This is a genomic window from Hyphomonas sp. J20-32 (assembly GCF_055808555.1).
In genome coordinates, this window is sequence record NZ_CM147873.1 from 785,859 (window position 1) to 809,784 (window position 23,926).

Annotated in this window: 27 protein-coding genes; 13 read left to right on the forward strand and 14 right to left on the reverse strand. The window is 61.9% G+C overall.

Annotated elements, in window-relative coordinates:
- The first annotated feature begins 91 nt into the window (after positions 1–91).
- Entirely contained in the window at positions 92–277 is a 186-nt protein-coding gene (locus tag AC0L7I_RS03770) for a DUF1192 domain-containing protein (protein WP_473398205.1), read from the forward strand.
- Between the two features lie 63 nt (positions 278–340).
- Positions 341–889, forward strand: a complete 549-nt coding sequence (locus AC0L7I_RS03775; protein ID WP_473398206.1) for a DUF1465 family protein — start codon at positions 341–343, stop codon at positions 887–889.
- A 6-nt stretch (positions 890–895) separates the two neighbouring features.
- Here AC0L7I_RS03775 and AC0L7I_RS03780 read toward each other — a convergent pair whose 3' ends face one another.
- Both AC0L7I_RS03780 and AC0L7I_RS03785 read right to left on the reverse strand, forming a co-directional pair.
- Positions 896–1,954 (reverse strand): acyltransferase family protein, encoded by a 1,059-nt coding sequence (locus AC0L7I_RS03780; protein ID WP_473398207.1) that lies wholly within the window; start codon positions 1,952–1,954, stop codon positions 896–898.
- Between the two features lie 64 nt (positions 1,955–2,018).
- Positions 2,019–2,618: a TetR/AcrR family transcriptional regulator gene (locus tag AC0L7I_RS03785; protein WP_473398208.1), complete on the reverse strand. Its 600-nt coding sequence runs from the start codon at positions 2,616–2,618 to the stop codon at positions 2,019–2,021.
- 149 nt (positions 2,619–2,767) lie between these two features.
- Here AC0L7I_RS03785 and AC0L7I_RS03790 point away from each other — a divergent pair, with 149 nt between their 5' ends.
- Positions 2,768–3,394, forward strand: a complete 627-nt coding sequence (locus AC0L7I_RS03790; RefSeq protein WP_473398209.1) for a carbonic anhydrase — start codon at positions 2,768–2,770, stop codon at positions 3,392–3,394.
- Here AC0L7I_RS03790 and AC0L7I_RS03795 read toward each other — a convergent pair.
- The 5 genes from AC0L7I_RS03795 to AC0L7I_RS03815 form a co-directional block, all read right to left on the reverse strand.
- Positions 3,387–4,010 (reverse strand): LysE family translocator, encoded by a 624-nt coding sequence (locus AC0L7I_RS03795; RefSeq protein ID WP_473398210.1) that lies wholly within the window; start codon positions 4,008–4,010, stop codon positions 3,387–3,389. The two genes, AC0L7I_RS03790 and AC0L7I_RS03795, sit on opposite strands and share 8 nt — an antisense overlap.
- A 22-nt stretch (positions 4,011–4,032) precedes the next feature.
- Entirely contained in the window at positions 4,033–4,563 is a 531-nt protein-coding gene (ppa, locus tag AC0L7I_RS03800; protein ID WP_340692154.1) for an inorganic diphosphatase, read from the reverse strand.
- A 124-nt stretch (positions 4,564–4,687) separates the two neighbouring features.
- The gene (locus AC0L7I_RS03805) at positions 4,688–4,993 is read right to left on the reverse strand and encodes a putative quinol monooxygenase (RefSeq protein WP_473398211.1); all 306 of its coding nucleotides are present in this window, start codon (positions 4,991–4,993) and stop codon (positions 4,688–4,690) included.
- 29 nt (positions 4,994–5,022) lie between these two features.
- Positions 5,023–5,637, reverse strand: a complete 615-nt coding sequence (locus AC0L7I_RS03810; RefSeq protein WP_473398212.1) for a TIGR02466 family protein — start codon at positions 5,635–5,637, stop codon at positions 5,023–5,025.
- A gap of 95 nt (positions 5,638–5,732) precedes the next feature.
- Positions 5,733–6,623 carry a class I SAM-dependent methyltransferase gene (locus AC0L7I_RS03815; RefSeq protein ID WP_473398213.1) on the reverse strand — a complete coding sequence of 297 codons (891 nt, stop codon included), beginning with the start codon at positions 6,621–6,623 and terminating at the stop codon, positions 5,733–5,735.
- Between the two features lie 197 nt (positions 6,624–6,820).
- Here AC0L7I_RS03815 and AC0L7I_RS03820 point away from each other — a divergent pair, with 197 nt between their 5' ends.
- Positions 6,821–7,303, forward strand: coding sequence for an Hsp20 family protein (locus tag AC0L7I_RS03820; protein ID WP_473398214.1), 483 nt, complete (start codon positions 6,821–6,823; stop codon positions 7,301–7,303).
- Positions 7,304–7,374: 71 nt separating this feature from the next.
- Here the strand turns inward: AC0L7I_RS03820 and AC0L7I_RS03825 are convergent, their stop codons facing one another.
- Genes AC0L7I_RS03825 through AC0L7I_RS03835 form a run of 3 tightly spaced genes read right to left on the reverse strand, consistent with a single transcriptional unit; the run spans position 7,375 to position 10,160 of the window.
- A complete protein-coding gene (locus AC0L7I_RS03825; RefSeq protein ID WP_473398215.1) occupies positions 7,375–7,848 on the reverse strand; it encodes a DUF2269 family protein in 474 nt (157 codons plus the stop codon).
- Positions 7,848–9,140 carry an SDR family oxidoreductase gene (locus tag AC0L7I_RS03830; protein WP_473398216.1) on the reverse strand — a complete coding sequence of 431 codons (1,293 nt, stop codon included), beginning with the start codon at positions 9,138–9,140 and terminating at the stop codon, positions 7,848–7,850. Before AC0L7I_RS03830 ends, AC0L7I_RS03825 begins: the two co-directional genes overlap by 1 nt.
- 24 nt (positions 9,141–9,164) lie before the next feature.
- Positions 9,165–10,160 carry a glutathione S-transferase family protein gene (locus AC0L7I_RS03835; protein WP_473398217.1) on the reverse strand — a complete coding sequence of 332 codons (996 nt, stop codon included), beginning with the start codon at positions 10,158–10,160 and terminating at the stop codon, positions 9,165–9,167.
- A gap of 141 nt (positions 10,161–10,301) precedes the next feature.
- Between AC0L7I_RS03835 and AC0L7I_RS03840 the strand changes: the two genes are divergently transcribed.
- Positions 10,302–11,351, forward strand: a complete 1,050-nt coding sequence (locus AC0L7I_RS03840; protein ID WP_473398218.1) for a glycosyltransferase — start codon at positions 10,302–10,304, stop codon at positions 11,349–11,351.
- A gap of 6 nt (positions 11,352–11,357) precedes the next feature.
- Here the strand turns inward: AC0L7I_RS03840 and AC0L7I_RS03845 are convergent, their stop codons facing one another.
- The 3 genes from AC0L7I_RS03845 to AC0L7I_RS03855 form a co-directional block, all read right to left on the reverse strand.
- Positions 11,358–11,813: a bifunctional diaminohydroxyphosphoribosylaminopyrimidine deaminase/5-amino-6-(5-phosphoribosylamino)uracil reductase RibD gene (locus AC0L7I_RS03845; protein ID WP_473398219.1), complete on the reverse strand. Its 456-nt coding sequence runs from the start codon at positions 11,811–11,813 to the stop codon at positions 11,358–11,360.
- The gene (gene gpmA / locus AC0L7I_RS03850) at positions 11,810–12,523 is read right to left on the reverse strand and encodes a 2,3-diphosphoglycerate-dependent phosphoglycerate mutase (protein WP_473398220.1); all 714 of its coding nucleotides are present in this window, start codon (positions 12,521–12,523) and stop codon (positions 11,810–11,812) included. The genes AC0L7I_RS03845 and gpmA overlap by 4 nt, the downstream gene beginning before the upstream one ends.
- A 70-nt stretch (positions 12,524–12,593) precedes the next feature.
- The gene (locus AC0L7I_RS03855; protein ID WP_473398221.1) at positions 12,594–13,736 is read right to left on the reverse strand and encodes an AGE family epimerase/isomerase; all 1,143 of its coding nucleotides are present in this window, start codon (positions 13,734–13,736) and stop codon (positions 12,594–12,596) included.
- Between the two features lie 131 nt (positions 13,737–13,867).
- On the opposite strand from AC0L7I_RS03855, the gene AC0L7I_RS03860 reads away from it, so the two are divergent.
- Positions 13,868–14,473 carry a hypothetical protein gene (locus tag AC0L7I_RS03860; protein WP_473398222.1) on the forward strand — a complete coding sequence of 202 codons (606 nt, stop codon included), beginning with the start codon at positions 13,868–13,870 and terminating at the stop codon, positions 14,471–14,473.
- On the opposite strand, the gene AC0L7I_RS03865 is transcribed toward AC0L7I_RS03860, so the two are convergent.
- Positions 14,470–16,212, reverse strand: coding sequence for an amidase (locus AC0L7I_RS03865; RefSeq protein ID WP_473398223.1), 1,743 nt, complete (start codon positions 16,210–16,212; stop codon positions 14,470–14,472). The genes AC0L7I_RS03860 and AC0L7I_RS03865 overlap by 4 nt on opposite strands.
- A gap of 181 nt (positions 16,213–16,393) precedes the next feature.
- Here AC0L7I_RS03865 and AC0L7I_RS03870 point away from each other — a divergent pair, with 181 nt between their 5' ends.
- The 7 genes from AC0L7I_RS03870 (at position 16,394) to AC0L7I_RS03900 (ending at position 23,916) form a co-directional block, all read left to right on the forward strand.
- Positions 16,394–18,490 carry a prolyl oligopeptidase family serine peptidase gene (locus AC0L7I_RS03870; RefSeq protein WP_473398224.1) on the forward strand — a complete coding sequence of 699 codons (2,097 nt, stop codon included), beginning with the start codon at positions 16,394–16,396 and terminating at the stop codon, positions 18,488–18,490.
- Between the two features lie 103 nt (positions 18,491–18,593).
- The gene (locus AC0L7I_RS03875; protein ID WP_473398225.1) at positions 18,594–19,184 is read left to right on the forward strand and encodes a GNAT family N-acetyltransferase; all 591 of its coding nucleotides are present in this window, start codon (positions 18,594–18,596) and stop codon (positions 19,182–19,184) included.
- Positions 19,185–19,372: 188 nt separating this feature from the next.
- Positions 19,373–20,848 (forward strand): signal recognition particle protein, encoded by a 1,476-nt coding sequence (ffh, locus tag AC0L7I_RS03880; protein WP_473398226.1) that lies wholly within the window; start codon positions 19,373–19,375, stop codon positions 20,846–20,848.
- Entirely contained in the window at positions 20,849–21,163 is a 315-nt protein-coding gene (locus AC0L7I_RS03885) for a chorismate mutase (RefSeq protein ID WP_473398227.1), read from the forward strand. It begins immediately after the preceding gene.
- A 33-nt stretch (positions 21,164–21,196) separates the two neighbouring features.
- On the forward strand, positions 21,197–21,643 hold the full coding sequence (gene rpsP, locus AC0L7I_RS03890; RefSeq protein ID WP_473398228.1) for a 30S ribosomal protein S16: 447 nt from the start codon (positions 21,197–21,199) through the stop codon (positions 21,641–21,643).
- Positions 21,644–21,727: 84 nt separating this feature from the next.
- Complete coding sequence (gene rimM, locus AC0L7I_RS03895; protein ID WP_473398229.1) at positions 21,728–22,267, forward strand: ribosome maturation factor RimM; 540 nt, start codon at positions 21,728–21,730, stop codon at positions 22,265–22,267.
- Positions 22,268–22,344: 77 nt separating this feature from the next.
- Entirely contained in the window at positions 22,345–23,916 is a 1,572-nt protein-coding gene (locus AC0L7I_RS03900) for a beta/gamma crystallin-related protein (RefSeq protein WP_473398230.1), read from the forward strand.
- Positions 23,917–23,926: the final 10 nt, after the last annotated feature.

Below are 23,926 nucleotides of genomic sequence, written 5' to 3' on the forward strand. Positions count from 1 at the left end.
GCTTGTTCCTTCAGGAAAATCGGGTCCGGGGAGTCGCTTCTAACCTGCCTTTCTGGTCTTATGAAAGACTGCCATCAAATACAGAGGAGGCATGACCGTGTTCGAAGAAGAGCCGATCCTGACAAACCGCGCCCAGACGCTTGACCAGATGTCGATCGAGGAGCTGCACGAGCAAATTCGCGTCCTGCGCAGCAAGATCGAGGATTGCGAGCTCGAAATCGCCAAGAAAGAGGCCCAAAAATCGGCGGCAGATGCCTTGTTTGGCGGAAAGAGTTAAGGCCCCGGAAACGGGTTGTAAGCTAAGTATTCATATTGGCGTTCGTGTTCTAGGGTTTTGAAAATGGCAGCAAACGGGTCACCCGAAAACGGTTCCGGAAGCCTCAACAGCTTTACAGGGGGAAAGCTTTTCGACACCGTCTTCGGCAGGGGCATGGCGCTGGTCGAGGAAACGGCGTCTTACCTTGATGGCCCGGGGCGCGAGCACGCACGCTCCCTGTCACGCGAAGCGGGCCTCACCTATTCCGCCTGGAGCATGGAACTGACGACGCGCCTGATGCAGGCCGCGAGCTGGCTGGTCATGCAGAAAGCCGTGCGAGATGGCGAGATGCGCCGCGAGGAGGCTTCTGCCCGCAAATACCGCATTCGCCGGGATGATCCGCCGCTTGATGCCGAAGCCCAGCGCGACAGGGGCCTGCCTCTCCGCTTCCTTGAGCTGGTGGCACGTTCAGAAGCCCTGTTCGAACAGATCTGCCGCCTCGACCAGGCGCTCTACAGCGCGCCGGTGCCAGGGCAAGCCAAGAATGCCGTATCCGACCAGATTGCCCAGCTGCAAAAGGCGGCCGAAACGGGTGCGTTTGACCCCCTGATGGTCTGGCACCGCGCGAAATAGGTCCTGTCAGGCATTGCGCGCTGTAGTTGGTGGCGGGGGCAGCAGGCTAGCCGAACCGGAATTCCGGGTGTTCATCAAGCGCAGTCGGCGGGGTCGCCGATAGAGCACGTTGAGCGGTGTCTCGCGGACAAGCCGATAGAAGACCAGCGGCAATACGATCGCGCCCAACGTGATCGTGAGACAGGCAAGACCCGCATTCCCAACTCCTCCGTTCGCAGCGAACCCATGCTGCAAGACCGTCATCGGAATCAAGAACGTCAGGTAGACGATCAGGCAGTGCCGGCCTGTATGACCGATCATGGCCAGCCAGGCTATCCGGTTGAGCTGTATGCCGAGGACGATGATGGCTGCGGTGCCGGAGAAGCCGAGGGCAAGGCTGATGAGTGGCAGTCCGGCGACGTTGAGTACCACGAAGGCAGCATTAGCCACTGCCCAACCGAGCAACACGTTCCACAGGGGTTTTGTGTGCTCGCTCACGCGCTCAGCCAGTTCGAATACCTGCGGCGCGGCAACGAAGCCCGCAAAGAAGAACACATACCAGGCGCCAAACATGTTCGCGACGTTCCAGCCTGTATCGATCCAGCCTGTGGCAAACGCGATTTGGGTGAGAGCCGCCGCAATGAAGACTTTTCGGGCGGGAAAGAATCGGACGAGCCGCGTCACGGCGTGGAACACGACCAGCATGTAGACAAGCACAAGGCTGTCTGTTGGCTCGACAAGCGCCTTCAGGACATCAATCAGGAACGCTGTCGGAGCATTCACAAGCAGGCTGGCATCCAGCGTGGCTTTCTGGATCAACAGCCAAACAATATAGAAATACGCAAAATGAAGGATCTTCCGGTCGAAAAAGCGCTTTGTCGGGCCAAACAGGGAGAGGTTCAGAAACAAGGCTGCGAGGACGAAAAAGGCCGGAATCAGGAATGGCGAAGACCAGGCGACAACGGGCGTCATCCAGCTATCGTGCTGGATCAGGTCTCCATAGCTTGACGTCGTGTACATCGCGACGATCAGAACGATGCAAACGCCCTTTGCATGATCGACCCAATTGATGCGCCCTTGTTGCATGACTTGGTACCCCGGCTTTGGTTACCGGGAGCGGTGCAAGAATCATGCTGTCTTGGGCGAGGCGTTAGAAAGTAGCGTAAACGCGCAGGAAATTACCGGCCTGTTCGGCGCAGAAACCCTCGCGAACCGGGGCCCGCATGATCATGAGGCGATGCCAAAGTGGCCCCAACAGGAGCTCAACGACCTCATCGAGGTCGAAATCTCGCCGAATCACGCGTTTTCCGGCCAGTTCCGCCAACAGCATGCGTAAAGGTTGGCGAATGTCGCGGTTGATCCATGCCCGCCAGGCCTCTCCGGCTTCCTTGTCATCAGCAGCAGCCAGCAAGGCGACGCGCAGAACGGCGTGCCCCTGTCCCGTGCGAGCTGTCGCTTCGAGCGGGACGATCAGGGCGGTAACGCGCTCCTGCGGATCGCGGCCACCATCGGGCCTGTCAGGAATCAACGCGAGAGCCGCGTCGACGCACATCGCACCGATAGACGGCCACCAGCGATAAATTGTCTGTTTCGAAGCGCTCGCCCGCTTTGCAACGCTATCGACACTAAAGCCTCGCCAACCCATTTCCGCCATTTCGACCCGCGTCGCGTCGAGGATCGCTGCCTTCGATGCCTCGCTTCGCGTCGGGCCTTTTCGGGAGGCCTTGGTGCTTTCCGTCGTTGTCGCCATTGATCTCTCCTGAAAAGGCGATGGGAGCGCGGCGTCGACTTGACACCCTCGTTTCCAATATAAGCATATCGCTAACAAAATGTCCCGATTTGGCTTGCTGATCGCTCAATTTGCACTACTCAAGCCACGAACAGTCAGAGAAGTGGCAAATGGAAACGATTGATGACTTGATTTCAGGCTACCGGCGGTTTCGCGCAGGTGCCTATGCAGAGCAGGCCAACCTGTATCGCCAGCTTGGCGAAGGCCAGGAACCGAACATTATGCTGATCGCCTGCGCCGACAGCCGCGCCGAACCGTCCGATATTTTCAATGCGGCGCCCGGACAGCTTTTCGTTGTCCGAAACGTCGCCAACCTTGTTCCGCCCTACCAGCCGGATGGTGGTCTTCACGGGGTGAGCGCAGCGCTGGAATATGCAGTCAACGTGTTGAAGGTCGAACATATTGTCGTGATGGGCCATGGTGGATGCGGCGGCGTTGCCGCTTCGCTGAGCAGCGAAGGCAATCCGGCAATCGGTGAGTTCGTCACGCCCTGGGTCAGCTTGCTTGAGACCGCCCGGGAACGTGTCGTGGCGAGCGGTTCGATCAACCCCCAGTTCGCATTGGAACTGGAAGGGATCGAGGTTTCGATCGGCAATCTGCTCACGTTTCCATTCGTATTGCAGGCGGTTGAAGAAGGCCGGCTTTCGCTTCATGGCGCCTGGTTTGCGATCGTTCATGGTGAACTGCACTGGCGCAACGCGAAAACGGGCCGGTTCGAGGTCGTTTCGACTACTTAGCAGTTGTCAGAACCGCAGCGAAAATTGCCGAAGACAGCATGGCCATCGCAGCAGCCCGATTGAACCAGACGGCGAAGCCCGGATTCTGGAAGCGGTGGTTCATGGCGTCGGCGGCCCAGGCGTAAACGGCCAGGCCCAGCATTTCCGTGACCGTCACGGTTGCCATGATGATGCCAGCCTGCAGTGCGACGGGCCGGCCAGCGTCAAAATAGCCCGGCATGAGCAGCCCGAAAAACACCAGCGCATTGGGGTTCAGGAGTTGAAGTCCAATGCCGCGTCCAAACAGGCTGGCCTTGGGCGGCGCCTGTGCAGCGCTGGCGCGGGGCCGGGCCGGGTCTCCTGTTGCCATCGTCCAGGCGAGCCAGCCAATGAACAACAGTCCCGCGATCTTGAGCGCCGGCAGCAAGCCGGGGGCGCCAGCGGCAAATGTGGCGATCCCGGTTGCCGCGAGCGTGATCCAGACCAAATTTGCCGTGGACACGCCAATCGCTGCGATCAGGGCCGTTGGGGCGCCGTATCGCAGTGACGTGCTCATCACCAGCATCACGGCGGGGCCGGGCGTCAGGCCCCCGGCAAAGAACAGTGCGAGCAGGGCGATCCAGACGCTAATGTCCATGGGTCAGGCGCCCTGGCGCACCTCAGGCCTTCTTGCCACGTTCGACAGCGAGCGAAATCAGTTCGCGGGCCTTCTCGATACCGTACCAGCCTTCGATACGTGTCCATTTGCCTTTTTCGAGATCCTTGTAGTGCTCGAAGAAGTGCGCCGTCTTGTCGATCAGTGTCTGCGGCAGGTCGTGATAGGTGGCGATCTTGTCATAATAGCTGGTCAGGGCGCCGTGCGGCACGGCGAGGATCTTTTCGTCCGGGCCCTTGTCGTCGGTCATCATCAGGACGCCGACGGGGCGCGAGCGGACGACGCTTCCGGGTACCAGCGGGCGATTGCCGACGACCATGACGTCGATCGGGTCGCCGTCCAGGCTGAGCGTGTGTGGCACGAACCCGTAATTACAGGGATAACGCATCTCGGTGTAGAGATAGCGGTCGACGAACATCGCGCCGGACGCCTTGTCGATTTCATACTTGATCGGATCGCCGCCCAGCGGGACTTCGATCAGGACGTTGATGTCGTCGGGTGGATTGTTGCCGGTGGCAATCTTGGAAAGGTCCATGGGACAAGGCTCGCTTGATGGGTCTGGGAGGTTGATCGTGCTGGCGAGGCGGATGGCCTGTCGCGACGTTCAGGTCAAGCCCGGCATGCCGTCGCAAGGCCCAACAGTAGTCGGAGGCCAGAATTCAGGCGATCTGCTGACGTTCGGCGTTGAATATTTTAATGTCAGTGGGCGCCGGCGACATTTTCCGCAGGCGCTTCACGAAGTCCCGGCTGGCGGGCACGTCGAAATGCGCAAGCAGGGCGGGCATGTCGGCCCAGTATTCGACAAAGACGAGGCGCGAGGGGTCTTCGCAGTCGACATGGACATTGTGGGCAATACAGCCAGGCTCGGCGCGCGACCGGGCGACGTGTTCAAGGCTGAGATCGAGGATAGCGCGGTGCGTATCCGGCGTGGTGACTACGCTTCCGATAACGATGATCAATGGCATATCTCCCGGGCGCACAGGCCGGTTCGCAATCAGGACCGCCTGAGCGCATAATTGAAACTGATGGACAGGCGCGGCGTCTGGGACCGGTTTGGCATCACTTCGTGACGCAACCAGCTTTCCCAAAAAACGGCATGGCCCTGTTTCGGGGTGACGTAGACAAAACGGCGGGCCGGCTCCGGCGCATCGTCCAGCGGTTGGGGCGCGGCCATCATGAATCCGAGGCGCGGGTCCTCGAACTTCAATTGCCCGGCACCTTCCGGGAGGCTCACATAATAGGTGCCGGAGATCACGCTCCCGGGGTGGATATGGCCGGAATGGCTGCCGCTTTCCCCGAGGATGTTGACCCAGAGCCCGTTAAGCTCGAGGGCCAGATCCTGCATGTCCCAATGCAGGTCGCGAGCGAAATTCGCCGCTTCGGCATCGAGAAAGGACTGCAATTCTGCGACCTCGGGAAACCGCTCGGGCAGGTCGTCGAGCGAAGCGTAGGAGGTGTAGCCGTCATAGCCTTCAGTGTCGCACCAGTCATTGCCCGCCTCGTCCTCGTCCTCAAGCAACCAGCACACTTTTTCCAATGATGTGCGCAGGGGCTCATCACCGATTTCGGCGTGGCGCAGAAGGGTGGGGAAGAGGGTTTGCAGGGTCATAGGGAGGGGGTTGCCTTGGGGGCGGCAAGGGGGTGGCACGTCCGTGCCGCCCCCGGTTTTGCCGAAGGTTTTCAGCCCTGAGGCCGAGCCATAATCTATTCCGGCTTGACGAATTTCAGCGTCATCCGGTCACTCTCGCCGATGTCTGCATAGCGCGTCGGATCGAAGCCGTCCGGCGTGTTGCCGTCCGAGTCGGTCGTCTTGCTGTTCGGCGGCAGGGTCCAGACGCCGAACGGATGGTCTGCGGTATCGGCCGGATTGGCGTTGATCTCGCTGGCGCCGGCGAATTCGAATCCGGCGGCGATGGCGCGGGCCTTCACGAAGTCTTCGTGGACATAGCCGGTCGCCCCGGTCGGGTCTTGCGTGGCGGTCGATGGCAGGCGGTGTTCAACAACGCCGAGCACGCCGCCGGGCTTCAGCGCCGCGAAAGCGTCGGTGAAGAATTTTTCCGTGTAGCCGCCCGACATCCAGTTGTGCACGTTCCGGAACGTCAGCACGGCGTCGGCGCTGCCGGGCTCGGCGAGCGGGCCGCTGATGCCTGAAAACACGCTGTATTCGATCGTGCCGAAATGCGGGTCGGCATAGTTGGCCTTGAATTCGGCGAGGCGCGATTCGGTGCGCTGGCGGCGCTCTTCATCCGGTGCGGCAGCAGGATCGAAGCCGGCCGCAATCAGCTTGCCGCCACCAGCGGCCAGGTAGGGCGCGAGAATGTTGGTGTACCACCCGCCGCCGGGCCAGATCTCGATTACGGTATCGTCCGGCTCGACGCCGAAGAATTCCAGGGTCTCGACAGGGTGGCGCCAGGCATCGCGGGCCTTCTCTTCATCGGACCGCGCGGAATCGTTCACCGCGACCTGCAGCGGGCTGAGCGCGGGCGCCGATTCAACCGTTTCGACAGCTGGCGTTTCGGGCAGGGCGGGTGCCTCGGGCTGGTTACAGGCGGCGATAAGGCTGAGGGCAGCCCCGGCGAGCAGGAAATTCTTCATGGCGTTCTCCTCGGTCGACATCTTGAACACCCCTTTACGCTACCCAAATACTATTTGTCACGGTGCCGCTTTGCGGGCCGGGACCGGGCGATGTGCCAGCGCCGATGACGGGCTGGGAATTCATGTCTCCCGAAAATACCAGAGGACCTGTTTGCTTCAGGTCTCTCACAGTTGCTTCAAACGAGAGGACTGTTTCCATGAGCAATATCGATTTGACCCCCCTTTACCGCACAATGGTTGGCTTTGACCGCATGGCCAGCATGATCGACACGGCGTCGCGCCTTGACGGTACGCAGGGCTATCCGCCCTATAATATCGAGCGTTCCGGCGAAAATGCCTTCGCCATCGAGATCGCCGTCGCCGGCTTTACCGACGCCGACCTCGACATCGAAACCAAGGAAGGCCAGCTCACGGTGGCCGGCAAGAAAGGCGAGAACGAGGACGGTGACGGACGCGAATACCTGCATCGCGGCATCGCCCAGCGCAGTTTCATTCGCCGGTTCCAGCTGGCCGATCACGTCATCGTGACCGGCGCGCGCCTCGATCATGGCGTGTTGCGCATCGATCTCGTGCGCGAGCTGCCGGAAGAGAAAAAGCCCCGCAAGATCGAAATCGGGTCGGAAACCGAAAAATCCGAACCGAAACTCATCGGCAAGAAAGCCGCCGACAACGCCGCCTGAGGCATCCGGCAGACTGACTTCGAGCGGCGCGTCCTGACGGGCGCGCCGCTTTTCATTCTGGCCGCGATTGTTCAACCCATAACGGGTCGGCTCACCATCAGCCAGACAATGGCCAGAACGGCAAAAAAGGCCGGGAACCCGCAGGCAAACCAAAGCCGGTAGAGCGCGTAGTACCTATCAGGTAGCGACGTGCCAGAGCGCACGGACTGCCGGGCAATGTCACGCAACTGATGCTGTAGCCAAATAACGGGCAACCAAAACAGCCCCGTGAATACGTAGAGCCCAACGGACGCGACCAGCCATGCCTCAGTCAGTGGCCACCCTATCGCGCGGGCCAACAGGACCCCCGTAACAGGTTGGGCAATCACGGCCGATGCCGTGAAGATCCAGTCCGCAATCACCACAATTGAAGCGGTGTGGGCGATGAGCTGCGGGTCGCGTGTCCTGTGAGCCATGACCATGAAAAAGGCGATGCCTGCCCCGGTGCCCAACAGGACCGTCGCCCCAAGGATGTGAGCCCAACGCAGGAGGTACATCCATTCCATCAGCGTTCCTCGGCAAGAGCGCTTACGATGACCGCAAGTGCGATTGCCGGAAAGACCTTCACGACCGGGCCTAGCGGGTCAGACCAGAGGTGGGGCACAAACACGGCCGCCCCGGCAAGGTAGGCCAGACTGAGCAGGATCGCGGCCAGGCAAGCAAGTCGTACCATCGGCCGGAACAGGAGGCCGAGCCCGATCAGGATATCCAATACACTCCCGGCGAGGACGGCGCTCCTCCCGAACGGGGCGGGCAGTGCCCCCTGAAGAAGGGCGAGCGCTTCGTCCTGACGCCAGAGGCCGATGATGCCAGATGCGACCCAGAACAACGACAGGGTCAACAGCAAAAAGGGAAACCAGAACATCGCCCGGGCGTGAACGCGTTCCTGCAGGGTGGACGGCAGATCGCGCAATGTCTCTTCCAGCGTGCAGAGCTTTTGCCCGGTCATGGCGGGCCAGGCTTTCGCGTCGCCGAGCACATCGGCGGCAAGCACCCGCAGCGAAGTGGTCCGAAGGGACGAACGCCAGCCGAGATAGCCAGCAAGGTCTGCCGCAAAAGCAAGGCCTCGGCCCAGCGTGAGCGGAACAGACAGTGTCGCAGCTGGCGCTCCAAACCCAAGCCATTCCCTGATACGCAAAACAAGGGCTTTGAGGGTATGTGGTGTTTCCTCGACGAGCGCAGCATCGACCCCAGAGAGTTTGTGCTCGAGAGCGTAGACGACGGCATTGGCGACGTCCTGCACGTGCACAGTCTGGATTCTAGCCTGGCCCAGCAATACCAATTGGATGGCAGGCATTGCCGCCAGCCGTCGGATCAGGCTTGTGCCTCCATAGGCGTGTGGCGACAGGACAAGACCGGGCCGGAGGATTGTCCAGTCGAGACTGCTGGCCTTCAGGGCCCGATCTGCTTCGGCCTTTGTCCGGAAAAATTCCGTGTCTGATGTGGTCGCTGCGCCAGGCGCGGAAATCTGGACGAATGCTGTGACATCCGAGTGCTCACAGGCGTGGACCAGTGCCTTGATGGCATCGCGTTGGACGCCCGCGACGTTGTCATTCAAGCCGTTCTGGAGCAGGCCAGCCGGGTTTACGACAGCATCAACGCCCTTGAGGAGGGGCAGCCAGCTTTCGGGTGTCGTAAGAGCTGATATGTCAGCTGCGATCCAATCGGCGTCGGGAGAGGCTTTTTTGCCCTTTGCCGCAGAACGACCGAGGCCGGTCACGTCGTGTCCATGCGCCATCAGGCCACGCGTCGTTGCGGTACCGATCAGCCCGTATGCGCCGAGTATCAGTACTCTCACGACCCTGTCCCCGTTGTGTGCCCGTCAGCTTAGATACTTGCGCGCGCCCGTCGTCTCAAGAAAGCCCAGCAGGGCGGTATCGTCAGACGATTTGGCGACGGCTGACCTGACGGCCCGAAAGGCGCGGGCGGCGTAGCGCTGGGTCGATTGTTCGAACGCGCCGTCGCCGAGGGTCGCGGAAAACCGCTTCTTGTCCCGCGAGGCGCTCGCAGCATTCGCACTGGCCCAGGGCAGGTAAGTCACGCTGAGTTCTCCGTCGAAGAGCGGCGCAAGCGTGTCTGCGAGGGCGCTGAGCTCCTCGAAGGGACCGCCGGCTTTCGGGTCTTCCATATGCTCGCACCAGGCCACAACGAAAGGCGCGCGATCCTGGAGCCAGGCGGCAGGAGTCGGGTCGAGCAGCATCTGCTGGAACTGGGCGGCGATAGCGAAGTCGGCGACCGACGGCCTGCCTCCGAAAATGAAGAGATGCTGCTGCAGATGATCGTTCAGCCGAAGTGCAAACCGGCGCCACGAATTGTCGAGGGTCTCCCGGTTCGCGGCTTCTGCCCCGACCAGTGGCAAACGCGCGGCCATGCGTTCGGCGATCTGCGCTTGCGGGGCCTTGTAGGCGCGCGGACGTTTGCCGTCATAAAGCTGGACAAGGACGCGGAGCGCGGCAGCCTCGCAGTCCGGCGACTGGCCCCAGCGTTGCTGGAACATGCATTTGTTCAGCCACTCGTCTCCATAGTCTTCGAGCACGAGCGCGATCACGGCGCAGGCCGGATCATCGGGAATGGCAGACGGCTCTGGATGGTCGGCCTCCAGCGCAGCGAGCATTGCGGTCGAATCCTGGCTGACAGGCCGGCTGGGCGAAATGAGCAAAGGCACCGTCGCAACCTTCTGGGCATTTGCCTGGAAGTCGGCCTCGTTGGCGCGTGATCGCGAAATCCAGTCGAACGTCAATCCCTTGTAGCGCAGGAATGCCCGCACCTTGAGCGAATAGGGAGACGTGTCTGCTCCGAACAGACGGTAATTGGTCATTGCGCTATCCTTGCTGGTCAAGCCTTTCTCTAGGGACTTCGCCCCCAACTGCCAAGCAGCGTTTGCCGCTGCGGCCGATAATCGCTATGCGCTGCAGTGACGACGGGCTCGGCTGGGCGGCAATAATGAAGGACAGGTGGAATGCGGGTAATGCATGTCATGGCGGGCGCGGCTGAAGGCGGCGCGGAGAACATCATGCTGGAATCGGTTCTGGCGCTCGCCGAAACAGATATCGAACAACACGTGGTCACGCGACCGGACAATGACTTCCGCATCCAGAAGTTTCGCGAGGCCGGGATCGGCGTCGACGTGGCCGCTTTCAACAATAGCTGGCCTTTCCCCACGCGGCGTGTGATCGGAGATGCGATCACGCAATTCAAGCCGGACGTGATCGAATACTGGATGGGCCGGGCCGGACAGTTTGCGCCGAAACAATACCGTGCCCGGTCGATTGGCTGGTATGGCGGCTATTACAAGCTGGCGCGCTTCACCCATTGCGAATGGCATGTCGGTCTCACGATCGACCTCCTGCGGCATATCCGCGAACAGGGCGTCAGCGACGACCGGTCGGCCATCGTGCACACCTATGCCGACTTTGCCGGGGCGGACCCGGCAAGCCGCAAGGCCCTGAACACGCCGGACGATGCGCCTGTGGCACTGGCATTGGCACGCCTGCACGAAAAGAAGGGGCTCGACACCCTGCTCGATGCGACCGCGAAGGTTGACGGTCTCTATGTCTGGATCGCGGGCGACGGCCCGCTGGAGGCTGAACTCAAGGCGCATTGTACGCGGCTCGGCCTCGACGACCGCGTGCGCTTCCTCGGATGGCGCAACGATCGCGGCGCGCTTCTGGCGGCGTGTGATGTTGTGGCCTTCCCGTCGCGGTATGAACCGTTCGGAACGGTGACGGTGGATGCCTGGGCCGCGTCCCGGCCTTTGGTTGCCGCAGACGCAGCCGGACCGGCAGCCTATGTCAAAGACGGCGTCAACGGATTGCTCATTCCGAAGAATGATGTCGATGCCCTCGCCGATGCCTTGCGTAGAGTGGTGACCGACAAGGCGCTGGCTGAACGCCTCGTTGCAGGTGGCCGGGCATCTTATGAAGCCCAATTCACCAAAGCTGCGTTCCAGCGGGATTCGCTGGCGCTCTATGAGAAGATCGTTGCGTATGCAGGCCCGTTCGAAGGCTGATCCGGGTCAGGTCTTGTGCGTGGGAACAGACCTGAAAAAGCCTTCGTAGAGGCGCGCGGCCGTGTGGCGGCCGATGCCGACATCGACGCGGATGCTTGCCTTGCGGAGGGAGAGGATCCCGCCATTGGCCAGCGGGTGGGGGTCGAGAATGGCGCAGACGACGCGTCGGATGCCTGCCTCTTTCAGTTTCGTCGAGCATGAGGCCCCGCCTGCCGAGCGTTCCAGGCAAGGCTCAAGCGTGACATAAGCCGTACCACCGCGCGCGGCAGCGCCGGCTTCGTCGAGCGCGACCTCTTCGGCATGCGGGCGCCCGCCAAGGCCGGTGACGCCGTCGCCAATGATGTGGCCGTCGGAATCAACGATCACGCATCCCACTGACGGGTTTTCCGCCGTCAGGCCCTGGTTCAGTTTTGCCAGCGCGAGGGCGCGTCCCATCATGCGGCGGTCATGGCGCCGACTCATGGCAGGTCTGGAAGCGGTGTGCTGCGGTCAGGGTCCAGATATTGTACGGAAACAGGTTTCAGTTTGGCATCCAATTCGATGAGGAGCGGGTTGCCGGTTGGAATCTCAATCCCGGTAATGGACTCATCGGGCACATTGAACAGGTGTTTGACCAGGGCCCGAAGCGAGTTGCCGTGAGCCGCGATCAGCGTGTCCGTTCCTGAATTCAGGACAGGCGCGATTTCGCCTGTCCAATAGGGCAATACGCGCTCAAGTGTCATCTTGAGGCTCTCGGCCGCTGGCACATCGATGCCACGATACCGAGGGTCCCGGGCCGGATTGAACGGGCTTTCAGGGTCAATCGGTGGCGGCGGGACATCATAGGAGCGTCGCCAGATGTGGACCTGCTCGTCGCCATGCTTGGCCGCTGTCTCGGCCTTGTCGAGGCCGGTCAGCCCGCCATAGTGGCGTTCATTCAGCCGCCAATGCTTCTCGACGGGCATCCAGACCCGGTCCATTTCGGTGAGCGCCATCCAGAGCGTGCGGATCGCGCGTGTCTGAACACTGGTAAAAGCGGACCGGAAGTCGGCGTCCACGTCCTTGAGCAGGATGCCGGAATGGCGGGCTTCGGCTTCGCCCTTTTCCGTGAGATCGGCGTCCCACCAGCCCGTAAAACGGTTTTCCAGGTTCCAGGCAGACTGTCCGTGGCGGACGAGGGCGAGTTTGGTCATGGTCAGGCTTTCTTCAAACGGGCATCAAATTGGGCGCTTGGCGCCCTTTTCACGTTAATTCAGCGACGGTTCAAGCCTTCATGACCCTTATCAGGTCAGAGAAGGCAAGGACGACGTGGTAGCCGGTCGAGGCGGGCATGTCCGTGGCGATGACCTCCCCGCCCGCACCATAATGGTCGATCCAGCCGCCATCCACGGTCAGGAATTCATCCATGAGCACGTCAAAGCTGCTGCAGGCGGCATCGGCAAACCGCTCGTCGCCTGTGCGTTCAAACATGGTGACATGGGCCTTGAGCGCCTCGGTCTGGGGCCAGGTGCGGCGCGACGCGTCGACAGGCTCACCGTCGCGGGTCACTTCCTGGCAGGCGCGGCCGTCGGAATCGAGCGTGGCGCAGGCGAAGGTGTAGAGTGTGCCGGCGGCTTCCGGCAGCGGCGTTCCGGATGCGGCAGCATAGGCGTGGAGCAACCAGACCCATTCGAACTGGTGTCCCGGCTCGACAATCCCGGCGTCGCGTCCCTGCGGACTACTCCAGTCCGTTTCAAAGCGTTCACCGAGCAGCCCGCCCGGCCCGGCCGTGAAACGGGTCTCGAACAGGGTCACGATTTCTCCGGCCCGGGCGAGATGCCCGCCCTCCGGATCCACCTTGTGCAGTGACAGACAGGCTTCGAGCAGGTGCATGTGCGGGTTTTGCTGGCGAATGTGTGGAGGCGGCAGCGCCTCGACATAGCCTCCGTTCACCTGGTCCCGCATCTGTCGATCGACTGCATCCAGCAGTGCGGCGGCGCTGGCGCGCGTTTCTCCCGTGCCGCCAAGCGCATCATCCGCCTCCCCGAGCGCGAACAAGGTGAAGGCAATATCGTACAGGTCCGGCGTGTCATCGAGAAAGCCACTGCTATCGGTGTTCAGCAAGCGCCCGACCAGACCGTCGGGCCTGCGGGCGAGCCCGGTCAGGATGCCAAGGCCATGTTCGATCCGGTCCGTCGAGACGTCCGGGCGCCAACCAAGGCGCAAGGCTTCTGCGAAAACGTAAGTCTGGCGGGCCTGAACCCTCACGCGCGCGAATTCGCGGTCGGCTGCGTTGTGGTCGAGATCAAGCACTTCGCGGAAAAGCCCGGCAGAATTCATGCCGCGCTCGGCCCAAAGCGGAAAACAGGCATCGGTCAGCCAAAGACGCGCCTCGTTCGCCCTACGCTTCAAGGCCGATTTCGACATCGCGATTGATCCCCAAAAAGCATTTGAAGCCGAGCATATGGCTCGCCAAACCGTTCGCGCTCCTGCTATCAGCAGATGCAATGATTGGCCAGCGCCCTTGCGCGCGGCAACGCGACAGAAGGAAGAGGCAGATGCGGGACTGGTTTTTCTTCCCTGCCGCGCTGGCACTTGTGGCCATGATGGTTTTCCTCGCGATCCAGCCCGGGATCGGCGCTTTGCCGACCGGTCCGGTGGCCGGTGACGGCGCGAACTATAACAGGATCACCATCGAGGGCGATTACCTGCACAAGGTGTTCGCCGGCGGCAATGCCAAGACCGAACTCGTCGACGGGCCGGACAAGGAGACCCTGCTGTTTATCGAGGCCGAATCCGGTGCGCTTCGGGACGCGCCGGAGCTTGGCCCGCATTTCCGACTGGCTGCCGACATAGAGACGCAATTCTCCGGCATGACAGTGCGGGTCACTGTGCGCGCGCGCCCGGCGGTTGACCGCGGCGCCATGCAGATCGCGATGAACTATTCGGCGGGACGGGTGGGCGAGTCTGGCTGGAAGATTTTCGATCTTAGCCCCGAGTTTTCCGACTTCAGTTTCGACTATGACGTGCCGCACGTCGAAGGCGATCAGGGCGTCGATTATTTCGGCATACGACCTGTCGTGCCGAACAAGAGCCGTGCCGTTCTGGTCGAGCGCATTACGCTCGACCGGATCGGGCCCTGGAAAACGGATGATCCCGCCTAGAGCGCGGGGCGCTCACCTGCCACGTTGAGCGCTGTTTCGAGGGCACGGCCAAAGGCCAGCATCGGTCCTTCGCGAAACAGTGGCGCCCAGAGCGAAATCGCGACTGGCGTTCGCGCTGTCGGGGCATCGGGATTTGCCTCCGTGTCGAACAGGGTGCGGGGCGTCGTTTCGTCGAAGCCGCAGCGCATGACCAGGCAAGGATGCCCGGTGAAGTTTGTCGGCGTGAGCATGCCGCTGGAATAGCTCGGTCCGATCACCACATCCACGCCATCGAAGGCGTCATGCATGGCCAGCATCCACATGCGGCGCAACCGGTCGACCTGAATGAGATCAACCGCGCTGATGAAGCGGGCGCCGCGGAACGAGTTCGGCCAGGCTTCGGGATCCTGCCATGTCAGTTCGTCGTCGCGGCCGGACAGGGTGAGGTCTTCGAAGGCGGCGGCAGCCTCGGCTGTCAGTTGCAACGAGAGTGGGCCGGACACCAGGTCTGGCCGTTTGAACTCCACCAGGGTTGCGCCAAGGCCTTTCGCGGTCTCGATCGCAGCGCGTTCGATATCGGTGGCCTCTTCCAGCCAGGCCGGATCGATCCCAAGTCTCAGCCCGCTGATCGGCGTGCGATAATCGTAGGTGAACCCGGCGGCGATGGAGCCGGCGTCGGCGGGGTCGTATCCGTTCATGGCTTCGAGCACGAGGGCGCAATCCTCGACGCTGCGGGCGATCGGACCGGCCTTGTCGAGCGACCAGCAAAGCGCCATGCCACCGGCGCGGCTGACCCGACCGAACGTGGGTCGCAGGGCGGTCGTGCCGCACCGCATCGAAGGTGACACCAGCGAGCCGAGGGTTTCGGTGCCGATGGAAAATGCGCAGAGGCCAGCTGCGGTGGCGCTGGCCGATCCGGCGCTCGAGCCTGACGAGCCTTCGCGCGGGTCGAAGGGATTGCGCGTGACGCCGCCGAACCAGACATCGCCATAGGCGAGGGCGCCGCAGGTGGTTTTTCCGAGCAGGATGGCACCTGCCTCGCCCAGCTTGCGCACGATGGTGCTGTCGCCATGCGACGCCTGTGTCTTGTAGGGCGCCGCACCCCAGGTCGTTGGCGAGCCGTCCGCGTCGAACAGGTCTTTCAGGGCGTAGGGTATGCCATGCAGGGGCCCGCGGACCTTTCCGGCGGCCCGTTCGGCGTCCATCGCATCGGCTTCGCGGCGGGCCCGGTCGGCCATGACCGTGACGAAACATTCGAGGCCGGGCGCGATCGCGTCGATCCGCTTGAGATAGATGTCCGTCAGCTCGCGGCTGGTCAGGGTGCCTGCGCCGAGCCATGCGCCCAGCTGGGCCAATGTCGCGAAGGCGATGTCGTCAGCGGCGGGCCTCGCGACGCTGGCCTGAGGCGAGACCGTCACTTTCGAATTGGGGGAGATGCCGTAATTGACGCCCGGCAGGCGCGGTTCGAATACGGTGGCCGGAGCGAGGGAGTTCGGTTTTTCCACGGATCGCAATTGTTTGAGAATGTCGAGTCGTGCTTCCAGGTCAGACACCATTTGCGCCCGCTCGGCGTCGGTATAACTGATTCCCGCAAGCTCCTCGGCGTCGTGAATGGTCCGGGTGGAAATGCCGCCTTCCGCTGCGGGCCGCGACTGTTCACCGGTGCAGGCCGCGATCGTGAGCCCGGCAACGCTGACCCCGGCGCCCTTCAGAATATCCCTGCGCGAAGTGTCGCGCGGTGCTTTCATCTCGGTCATCATCTTCCCCCGTTTGCCATCAGACCTGTCTCGGACTAAATCGTCTTTCGTGTTGGGGGACGAGTTAAATTCTTGGTTGGAGCGCCAGTTCCAGAACGCCGGAGACCTCATGCGCAGATGCATCATTCCGCTGACCGCCCTCATGCTTGCAACGTGCACAAGTGCACCAGAAACGGAGACATTTGTGCCCGATACGCCCGCCCAGCCCACAGAAGCGCAAGCCGAAGACCCGAACCTCTGGCTGGAGGAAGTCGAAGGCGACGAGGCGCTGGCATGGGTACGTGCACAGAATGCTCGCAGCCTGGCTGAGCTGCAGTCCGATTCCCGCTATGCCGGGTTCGAAGCAGCGGCGCTCGATGTCCTGAATTCCAAGGAGCGCATTCCGTACGGGGCGGTGCGCGACGGCATGGTGTACAATTTCTGGCAGGATGACGTGAACGTGCGCGGCCTGTGGCGCCGGGCCAGCCTTGAGAGCTATGCGACGGTCGACTCCGTTTGGGAGACGGTCGTGGATTTCGACAGGCTCGCCGCAGATGAAGGCAAGAACTGGGTCTACAAGGGCGCCAATTGCCTGCGCCAGGCAGGCAAGCCTGCACGCCATTGCCTCGTTTCCTTGTCGGATGGCGGCAAGGATGCGGTTGTGAATCGCGAGTTTGACCTTGTGACGAAGCAATTTGTCGAGGACGGGTTCGTTACGACCGAAGCCAAGCAGGGCGTTGCCTGGGTCGATACCGACACATTGCTGATCGCGTCCGACTGGGGCGAGGATACGGTGACCGAGTCGGGCTATCCTTTCATCGTGAAACGCTGGAACCGCGGCACGCCGCTTGATGCGGCCGAGGAGGTGATCCGCGGCACGAGCACGCAAGTTGGCGTCTGGCCGGTCGTCATGGAACTCGATGACGGTCGCGTGCTGCAGGGCGCGGTGAAGTCGGAAACCTTCTTCACCCATTCCTATTGGTGGCTGCCCGAAGGTGAAGCTGAACCGGTGCGCTGGCCGATCCCGCTGAAATCGTCGCCGAACGGCATCTACAAGGGCCAGTTGCTGTTGTCGCTCGAGGAAGACTGGGCGCCGGATGGCCAGACGGAAACCTTCAAGTCGGGTGACCTGGTTGCCTTTGATGTAGCCGCGTTCCTTGAGACGCGGGAATTGCCGAAAGTCAGCCTCGTGTTTCACCCAGATGCAACGCAGGCCGTGAATGGTGTGGCAATTGCCAAGGGCGCGGCGCTGCTGTCGATCAATGACAATGTGGTCGGCCGTGTGGTGCGTCTGGAACCGGGCGCGGAGGGATGGATTCAATCGCCGATCGACCTGCCGGGAACGGGACAGGCCGGAATAGCTTTTGCCGATGAGCATGAGGAGGCGGTGTTCCTCAATTACGAGGACTTCCTGACCCCGGATTCGCTGTTGACGTACGACATCGGGACTGGCGACGTTGCACCCCTGAAAAGCCTGCCCGGCAAGTTCGATGCGTCAGGCCTCAAGGTCGAACAGTTCTTTGCGACGTCGAAGGACGGGACAAAGGTTCCCTATTTCATCGTACACAAGGCCGACATGCCTCTCGACGGCAGTACGCCGACGCTGCTCTACGGCTATGGTGGGTTCCAGGTCTCGATGAACCCGTCCTACAGCCCTGTGACAGGGCGGTTGTGGCTGGAACAGGGCGGCGCTTACGTGCTGGCAAATATAAGGGGTGGCGGCGAGTTCGGCCCGGCCTGGCATCAGGCGGGCCTCAAGCTGAATCGCCAGCGCGTCTATGACGATTTCATCGCCGTCGGCGAAGACCTGGTGACACGCAAGATCACGAGTCCTCAGCATCTGGGCATCATGGGCGGCTCGAATGGCGGCCTGCTGATGGGAGTCATGCTGAACCAGCGGCCTGACCTCTGGAATGCGGTCGTGGTGCAGGTGCCACTGCTCGACATGCTGCGCTACCATCTCTTGCTGGCGGGCGCGTCATGGGTGGACGAATATGGTTCGCCGGATGAGCCGGAAGAGCGGGCGTTCCTTGAGACATTCTCGCCTTACCAGAATTTCGATGCATCGCGGCCTTATCCCGAGCCCTTCTTCGTCACTTCGACCAAGGATGACCGCGTGCATCCCGGCCATGCGCGCAAAATGGCGAAATTGTTCGAGGATGCCAGCCTGCCTTTCCTCTACTACGAGAATGTGGATGGCGGGCATTCGGCAGCTGCGAACCAGACGGAGCGCGCTAAGCGTACCGCTTTGGAATTCACTTACCTGTCCGAGCGACTATTTCCCGCGGCTGACGAAAATTAAGTCTGAAAAAGGAACTGGTATCGAAAGAGAGTTCCTAATGGGAATGCTAAATTTCTTTTTCTGTGGCCCCTTGTTTCCGCCCCGATCCGTGAGACGCTAGCTTATGCGGCTTGACGAAAAAGGTTTGCACAATGACGTCGTCAGACTCGACCTGTTGGAAGAGTCCGACCGCGAACGCCTAGGAACATCAGGCGCGATCGAAGCCATGTGGGACTGGATGCCGGTCCTCCCGACAGGCACGAGCTACAATTCCTATTTCGACTATATCCTGGCCATGAAACGGCAAGGGGACATCATTCCCTTTGCGATTACCCGCCAGTCGGACGGGGCTTTTGCCGGCGTGGTGGGCTATATTAATATCAACCGGACACACCGGCGGGTCAGTATCGGATATGTCTGGCATCCCGAAGAGATGCGAGGCACAGCAGTTCCAAAGGCCACCCAGATGGCCATGATTGGCCGGGCATTCGCGGCCCGCATGCGGCGCATCGAATTTCTAGTCGCGGACGAAAACGAGCGGGCGATCCGCTCGATCGAGCGCCTCGGGGCAAAAAAAGAGGGCGTGATGCGCCATTACATTCGTCTGGCAGACGGTTCCTGGGCCGATATTGTCGTTCTTTCGCTGGTCGATTCCGAAATCCGCGCGGCTATCGAATTGCTCAAGGACCGCGTCGCCGAGATGCAGCTGGCTTGACCTGACGAACCTCACATGCTTTAGGCGCCGCTATATCCGCGCAAAGTACAGAAGCGCGCTTTGACTGGCACACGAGGCCAGCGAGGCCCCCCGCCCGGCGAAGGTTCGCTCAGCGGGGCTTCATGCATTGTGCGTCTGTTTGGAGCGCCCAAGTCTGTTCTGCAGGCAAACGGTAAAGGAGTAGGCACATGTTCGACGCGTTAAGCGAACGCCTTGGCGGCATTTTCGACGGCCTGACCGGTCGCGGCGCGCTGTCTGAAAAGGATGTGAACGCTGCGCTGCGCGAAATCCGCGTCGCCCTGCTCGAAGCCGATGTCGCCCTGCCCGTGGTCAAGGACTTCATCGAAAGCGTGCGCACGCGCGCCGTCGGCGAGGAAGTCGTTCGCTCGGTGAAACCGGGCCAGCAAGTGGTCAAGATCGTCTATGACGGTATCGTCGAGATGCTTGGCGGCGCCGATGCCGAGACCGTATTGCGCATCGACACACCACCTGCCGTGATGATGATGGCGGGCCTGCAGGGCTCAGGCAAGACGACGACAACGGCCAAGATTGCCAAACGCCTTGCCGAGAAGCAGCGCAAGAAGGTCCTTCTTGCTTCACTCGACGTCCGCCGTCCGGCTGCCATGCAGCAGCTCGCCATCCTCGCCGACCAGTGTGGCGGCAATGTTTCCTCGCTGCCGATCATCGAGGGCCAGCTGCCCGCCGATATCGCGCGCCGCGCTGTGCAGGCCGCCAAGATCGGCGGCTATGACGTCCTGATCCTCGATACCGCCGGCCGCACCACGATCGACGAACAGATGATGTCCGAGGCGGCCGAGATTGCCGACATTGCCAAGCCCTCCGAGACGCTTCTGGTTGCCGACGCGCTGACGGGTCAGGATGCTGTCGAAACCGCCAGGCGTTTCCATGACCGCCTGCCGCTGACGGGTCTCGTCCTCACCCGGATGGACGGCGACGGGCGCGGCGGTGCCGCGCTGTCCATGCGCGCCGTGACGGGCCTGCCGATCAAGTTCCTGGGCACCGGCGAAAAGCTCGACGGGCTCGACGCCTTCGATGCAAGCCGCGTGGCAGGACGTATCCTCGGCCAGGGCGATATTGTCAGCCTGGTCGAAAAAGCCTCCGAGCAGATGGACGCCGAAAAAGCCGAGCGCATGGCCGCGAAGCTCAAGAAGGGCGAATTCGACCTCGAGGACATGGCCGACCAGCTGCGCCAGATGCAGCGCATGGGCGGCCTTGGCGGCATCATGGGCATGATGCCCGGCGCGCGCAAAGCCAAGGAAGCCATGGCGAACGCCAATCTCGACGATAATGTCCTGAAGCGCCAGGAAGCGATCATCCTGTCGATGACCCGCAAGGAGCGCCGCAAGCCCGCACTGCTCAACGCCTCGCGCCGCAAGCGCATCGCGGCAGGCTCCGGCACGACAGTGCAGGAAGTGAACAAGCTGCTGAAAATGTACCAGCAGATGGCCACGATGATGAAGAAGATGCGCACCAAGGGCGGCATGAAGGCCATGATGGGTGCGGCGGCACAGGCCGGCATGTCACCGGCCGATCTTGCGAAAATGGGTGGCCAGCAGATGCCGGGCGGACTGCCCGGCATGGGATCGGGCGGCCTGCCCGGCCTTGGCGGCGGCCTTCCGGGCCTTGGGGGAAAGAAGAAATAGATGATGACTGCAGACAATACACTCGCCCAGTTCCAGCTGAACCAGCTGCGCGCCAGTATCGACAACATGGATGCGATCCTTGTCCACACGCTGGCCGAGCGGTTCAAGGCGACCAAGGAAGTCGGCAAGCTGAAGGCGCTCCATAATATGCCGCCTGCGGACAAGTCACGCGAAGCCCAACAGATTGAGCGCCTCCGGCGCCTGGCCAATGACGCAGGCCTCGACCCGGCGTTTGCCGAGAAATTCCTCACTTTCATCGTGGCGGAAGTCATCCGCCACCATGAGCAGATCCGCAGCGATGAAGCTGAACTTTAATTCAAGAGACGACACTTTACAGGAGTAACCCCAATGTCCCTCAAGATCCGACTCGCCCGTGGCGGGTCCAAGAAACGCCCTTTCTATTCCGTCGTCATCGCTGACGCGCGCGCGCCGCGCGATGGCCGCTTCATCGAGAAGATCGGCACCTATGACCCACGCCTTGCCAAGGATTCCGGCGAGCGCGTGAAGATCGATGCGGTCAAGGCTGCTGAATGGATCAAGAAAGGCGCCCAGCCGACCGACCGCGTTGCGCGCTTCCTCTCGCAGATCACGATCGAGGGCGAGTCCGCTCCGGTCTTCGCCTGGACAGCCGGCAGCAACCTGAAAAAGGGTGAGCCGGGCAAGAAAGCCCAGGAACGCGCGAAAGAGCGCGCCGACAAGGCATCTGCCGCTGCAGAGGCTGCTGCGGAAGCCGCCAAGGCACCTGCACCTGCACCTGCAGAAGAAGCACCCGCTGAAGAAGCCGCGTCCGAATAGGACGGGGATACAGCTTGATTTGAAGAGGCCAGTGCAAAAATGCGCTGGCCTTTTCTTTTGCGCGATGGCCAGTAGAGAGGCGACATGAAGAATGCGAACCCGACTGACAAGCTGATCGTTGTGGGCGCCCTGAAGGGGGCCCATGGCGTGCGCGGCGAAGTCCGCGTGAAGAGCTTCACGGCCGACCCGGAGGACGTGTTCAGCTATGGCCCCCTGAAGGATGAAGCGGGCCGGATATTGCTGACCCCCGTTTCAGCCAGGCCCGGCAATGACCATTTCATCGTGAAGGCCAAGGAACAGAAACAGAAGGAAGAGTGGGACGCGCTCAAGGGCACCCTGCTCCACGTGGAGCGCGGGCAATTGCCGAGTGCCGAAGAAGGCGAATTCTATATCGAGGACCTTGTCGGCCTCGAGGTCTGTTCTGTCGGGGAGGTTGCCGAAGGACGGATAAAATCGGTGCAGAATTTCGGCGCGGACGATCTGCTGGAAATCCACCTGATTACTGGCGGGGGAACGGTATTCGTGCCGTTTACGAAAGCCGATGTGCCCGAGATCGACCTCCATGCGGGGCGTGTCAGGATTCCCGACCTGGCCCAATGGACCGCCGTCGACGACGAGAAATAGCAGGCATTCTGCCTGATGTTGTGCCGCATTCAGGCGCCATGTTCCATGTTACGGTCAGTAACTGAGAGGAATAGGCCATGATTGCCACGCTCCTGCGCCTTGGCGCCCTAATCGCAGCCCCCTTTGTCGCCGCCGGCGCAGCGGTTGCCCAATATGACGCGCCGCAGGACGAAGCGGCACTCATCCTGTTCAGCGGCGAGAATTACACGGGCGAGGCAGTCAATATTTTCGACCCGATCCATGCCCTGCCCGACATCAGGTTCAATGACCGGGCCCGGTCGGTGGCCGTCTTGTCCGGCGCCTGGGAGATCTGCGAGCACAGCGATTTTACTGGCCGCTGCGTGTTCCTGCGCGAGGACGTACCAGACCTGCGATACTTTGGTCTCAGGGGCGAAATATCGTCGGTTCGGCCGATCTACGAGTATACCGATGCCCAGCACGGCCTGATGTTCGTACGCGATGAGAGCGGCTATATCCGGTATGCCGATGCTGCGCGGTACGGTTATGACGATTACGACTACGGGTATGCCCGGACGTCGCGGGTCGAGGTCTATCACTACGGCTATTCGCCGGCATACCGGTCCTATGGCTACTACGACCCGCTGGCAGGCTATGGCCCTTATGGGTTCGGCTATTCACGCGGCGGCTACAATACTTACCGGGCTTACCACAGGGAGCGCCCGCCGCTGCGGGGCCATTATGGCGCGCGAAACGCGGATGCGACCCTGTACGTCGATTCCAACGGTCGCGGTGCGTCGCTTGGTATCAATCACGGTGTCAGGGACCTCAGCCGCTACCGTTTTAACGACAATGTCTCGTCCCTGAATATCAGGTCGGGCAAGTGGGAATTGTGCGAGCACGCCAATTTCCGGGGCCGCTGCGAGATCATCGATGCCTCGACGGGCAAGCTAAACGGCCTTCGCCTGAACGACAATATTTCGTCGATCCGTCCGGTGGATGGCGACCGGTCCCGAGACAGAGACCGCGACCATCGCAACCATGACGGGCGCCGGGACCGCCCCCGTAGCGACGATGGACAGCGCGATCGCGACCCGAGGGGGCAACGAAACCAGGATACGCTTGCCGGCGGACCCGGCACGGTTGCCGCCCTGCCAAATAGCGTACCGCGTGCCACGCCGTCTTATGCGCCAACGCCACCCGCCAGCACGATTGCGCGTGACCCCCGCATGCGCCGTGATACCGAACGCGGCCAGGAGTCGCGACGTGACGTACGCCGCGCGCCGCGCATGGAAGCGCCGCCAGAACGTCCGGCTGGTGAACCGTTGCGCCGTTCACAGGTGCGCACGGAGCGGACGCGCGTTGACATGAACCAGGTGCCACGTGTTGAAGCGCCTCGGGTCCGTTCACAGCCGCAGCGCCAGCGAACCGAGCGGCCTTTGCGCCAGCAAGCGCCGCGCGCGCTGCCTCAGACACCCGCCATGCGCTCGCAGGTTCCTGCGCGGGCACAGGTCCAAGCCGCGCCTCAGGCTCGCCCTGCAGCTCCTGTCCGCGCGACACCTGCACCCGCACCTGCGCGGGCTGCGCCTGCCCCGGCGCCGCAACCGAGGGTTCAGCCGCGCCCGAATCCGCGTTCGCGGGACGGCATGCGCACCCGCCAGAATGGCCGCGTCGGCAACAATCAGGACTAGGTAGGGTGAA

Bases quoted from the DNA above. Each gene is read 5' to 3' on its own strand.
- AC0L7I_RS03770 (WP_473398205.1), top strand. From the start codon at position 92: ATGACCGTGTTCGAAGAAGAGCCGATCCTGACAAACCGCGCCCAGACG.
- AC0L7I_RS03775 (WP_473398206.1), top strand. From the start codon at position 341: ATGGCAGCAAACGGGTCACCCGAAAACGGTTCCGGAAGCCTCAACAGC.
- AC0L7I_RS03780 (WP_473398207.1), bottom strand. From the start codon at position 1,954: ATGCAACAAGGGCGCATCAATTGGGTCGATCATGCAAAGGGCGTTTGC.
- AC0L7I_RS03785 (WP_473398208.1), bottom strand. From the start codon at position 2,618: ATGGCGACAACGACGGAAAGCACCAAGGCCTCCCGAAAAGGCCCGACG.
- AC0L7I_RS03790 (WP_473398209.1), top strand. From the start codon at position 2,768: ATGGAAACGATTGATGACTTGATTTCAGGCTACCGGCGGTTTCGCGCA.
- AC0L7I_RS03795 (WP_473398210.1), bottom strand. From the start codon at position 4,010: ATGGACATTAGCGTCTGGATCGCCCTGCTCGCACTGTTCTTTGCCGGG.
- ppa (WP_340692154.1), bottom strand. From the start codon at position 4,563: ATGGACCTTTCCAAGATTGCCACCGGCAACAATCCACCCGACGACATC.
- AC0L7I_RS03805 (WP_473398211.1), bottom strand. From the start codon at position 4,993: ATGCCATTGATCATCGTTATCGGAAGCGTAGTCACCACGCCGGATACG.
- AC0L7I_RS03810 (WP_473398212.1), bottom strand. From the start codon at position 5,637: ATGACCCTGCAAACCCTCTTCCCCACCCTTCTGCGCCACGCCGAAATC.
- AC0L7I_RS03815 (WP_473398213.1), bottom strand. From the start codon at position 6,623: ATGAAGAATTTCCTGCTCGCCGGGGCTGCCCTCAGCCTTATCGCCGCC.
- AC0L7I_RS03820 (WP_473398214.1), top strand. From the start codon at position 6,821: ATGAGCAATATCGATTTGACCCCCCTTTACCGCACAATGGTTGGCTTT.
- AC0L7I_RS03825 (WP_473398215.1), bottom strand. From the start codon at position 7,848: ATGGAATGGATGTACCTCCTGCGTTGGGCTCACATCCTTGGGGCGACG.
- AC0L7I_RS03835 (WP_473398217.1), bottom strand. From the start codon at position 10,160: ATGACCAATTACCGTCTGTTCGGAGCAGACACGTCTCCCTATTCGCTC.
- AC0L7I_RS03840 (WP_473398218.1), top strand. From the start codon at position 10,302: ATGCGGGTAATGCATGTCATGGCGGGCGCGGCTGAAGGCGGCGCGGAG.
- AC0L7I_RS03845 (WP_473398219.1), bottom strand. From the start codon at position 11,813: ATGAGTCGGCGCCATGACCGCCGCATGATGGGACGCGCCCTCGCGCTG.
- gpmA (WP_473398220.1), bottom strand. From the start codon at position 12,523: ATGACCAAACTCGCCCTCGTCCGCCACGGACAGTCTGCCTGGAACCTG.
- AC0L7I_RS03855 (WP_473398221.1), bottom strand. From the start codon at position 13,736: ATGTCGAAATCGGCCTTGAAGCGTAGGGCGAACGAGGCGCGTCTTTGG.
- AC0L7I_RS03860 (WP_473398222.1), top strand. From the start codon at position 13,868: ATGCGGGACTGGTTTTTCTTCCCTGCCGCGCTGGCACTTGTGGCCATG.
- AC0L7I_RS03865 (WP_473398223.1), bottom strand. From the start codon at position 16,212: ATGATGACCGAGATGAAAGCACCGCGCGACACTTCGCGCAGGGATATT.
- AC0L7I_RS03875 (WP_473398225.1), top strand. From the start codon at position 18,594: ATGCGGCTTGACGAAAAAGGTTTGCACAATGACGTCGTCAGACTCGAC.
- ffh (WP_473398226.1), top strand. From the start codon at position 19,373: ATGTTCGACGCGTTAAGCGAACGCCTTGGCGGCATTTTCGACGGCCTG.
- AC0L7I_RS03885 (WP_473398227.1), top strand. From the start codon at position 20,849: ATGATGACTGCAGACAATACACTCGCCCAGTTCCAGCTGAACCAGCTG.
- rpsP (WP_473398228.1), top strand. From the start codon at position 21,197: ATGTCCCTCAAGATCCGACTCGCCCGTGGCGGGTCCAAGAAACGCCCT.
- rimM (WP_473398229.1), top strand. From the start codon at position 21,728: ATGAAGAATGCGAACCCGACTGACAAGCTGATCGTTGTGGGCGCCCTG.
- AC0L7I_RS03900 (WP_473398230.1), top strand. From the start codon at position 22,345: ATGATTGCCACGCTCCTGCGCCTTGGCGCCCTAATCGCAGCCCCCTTT.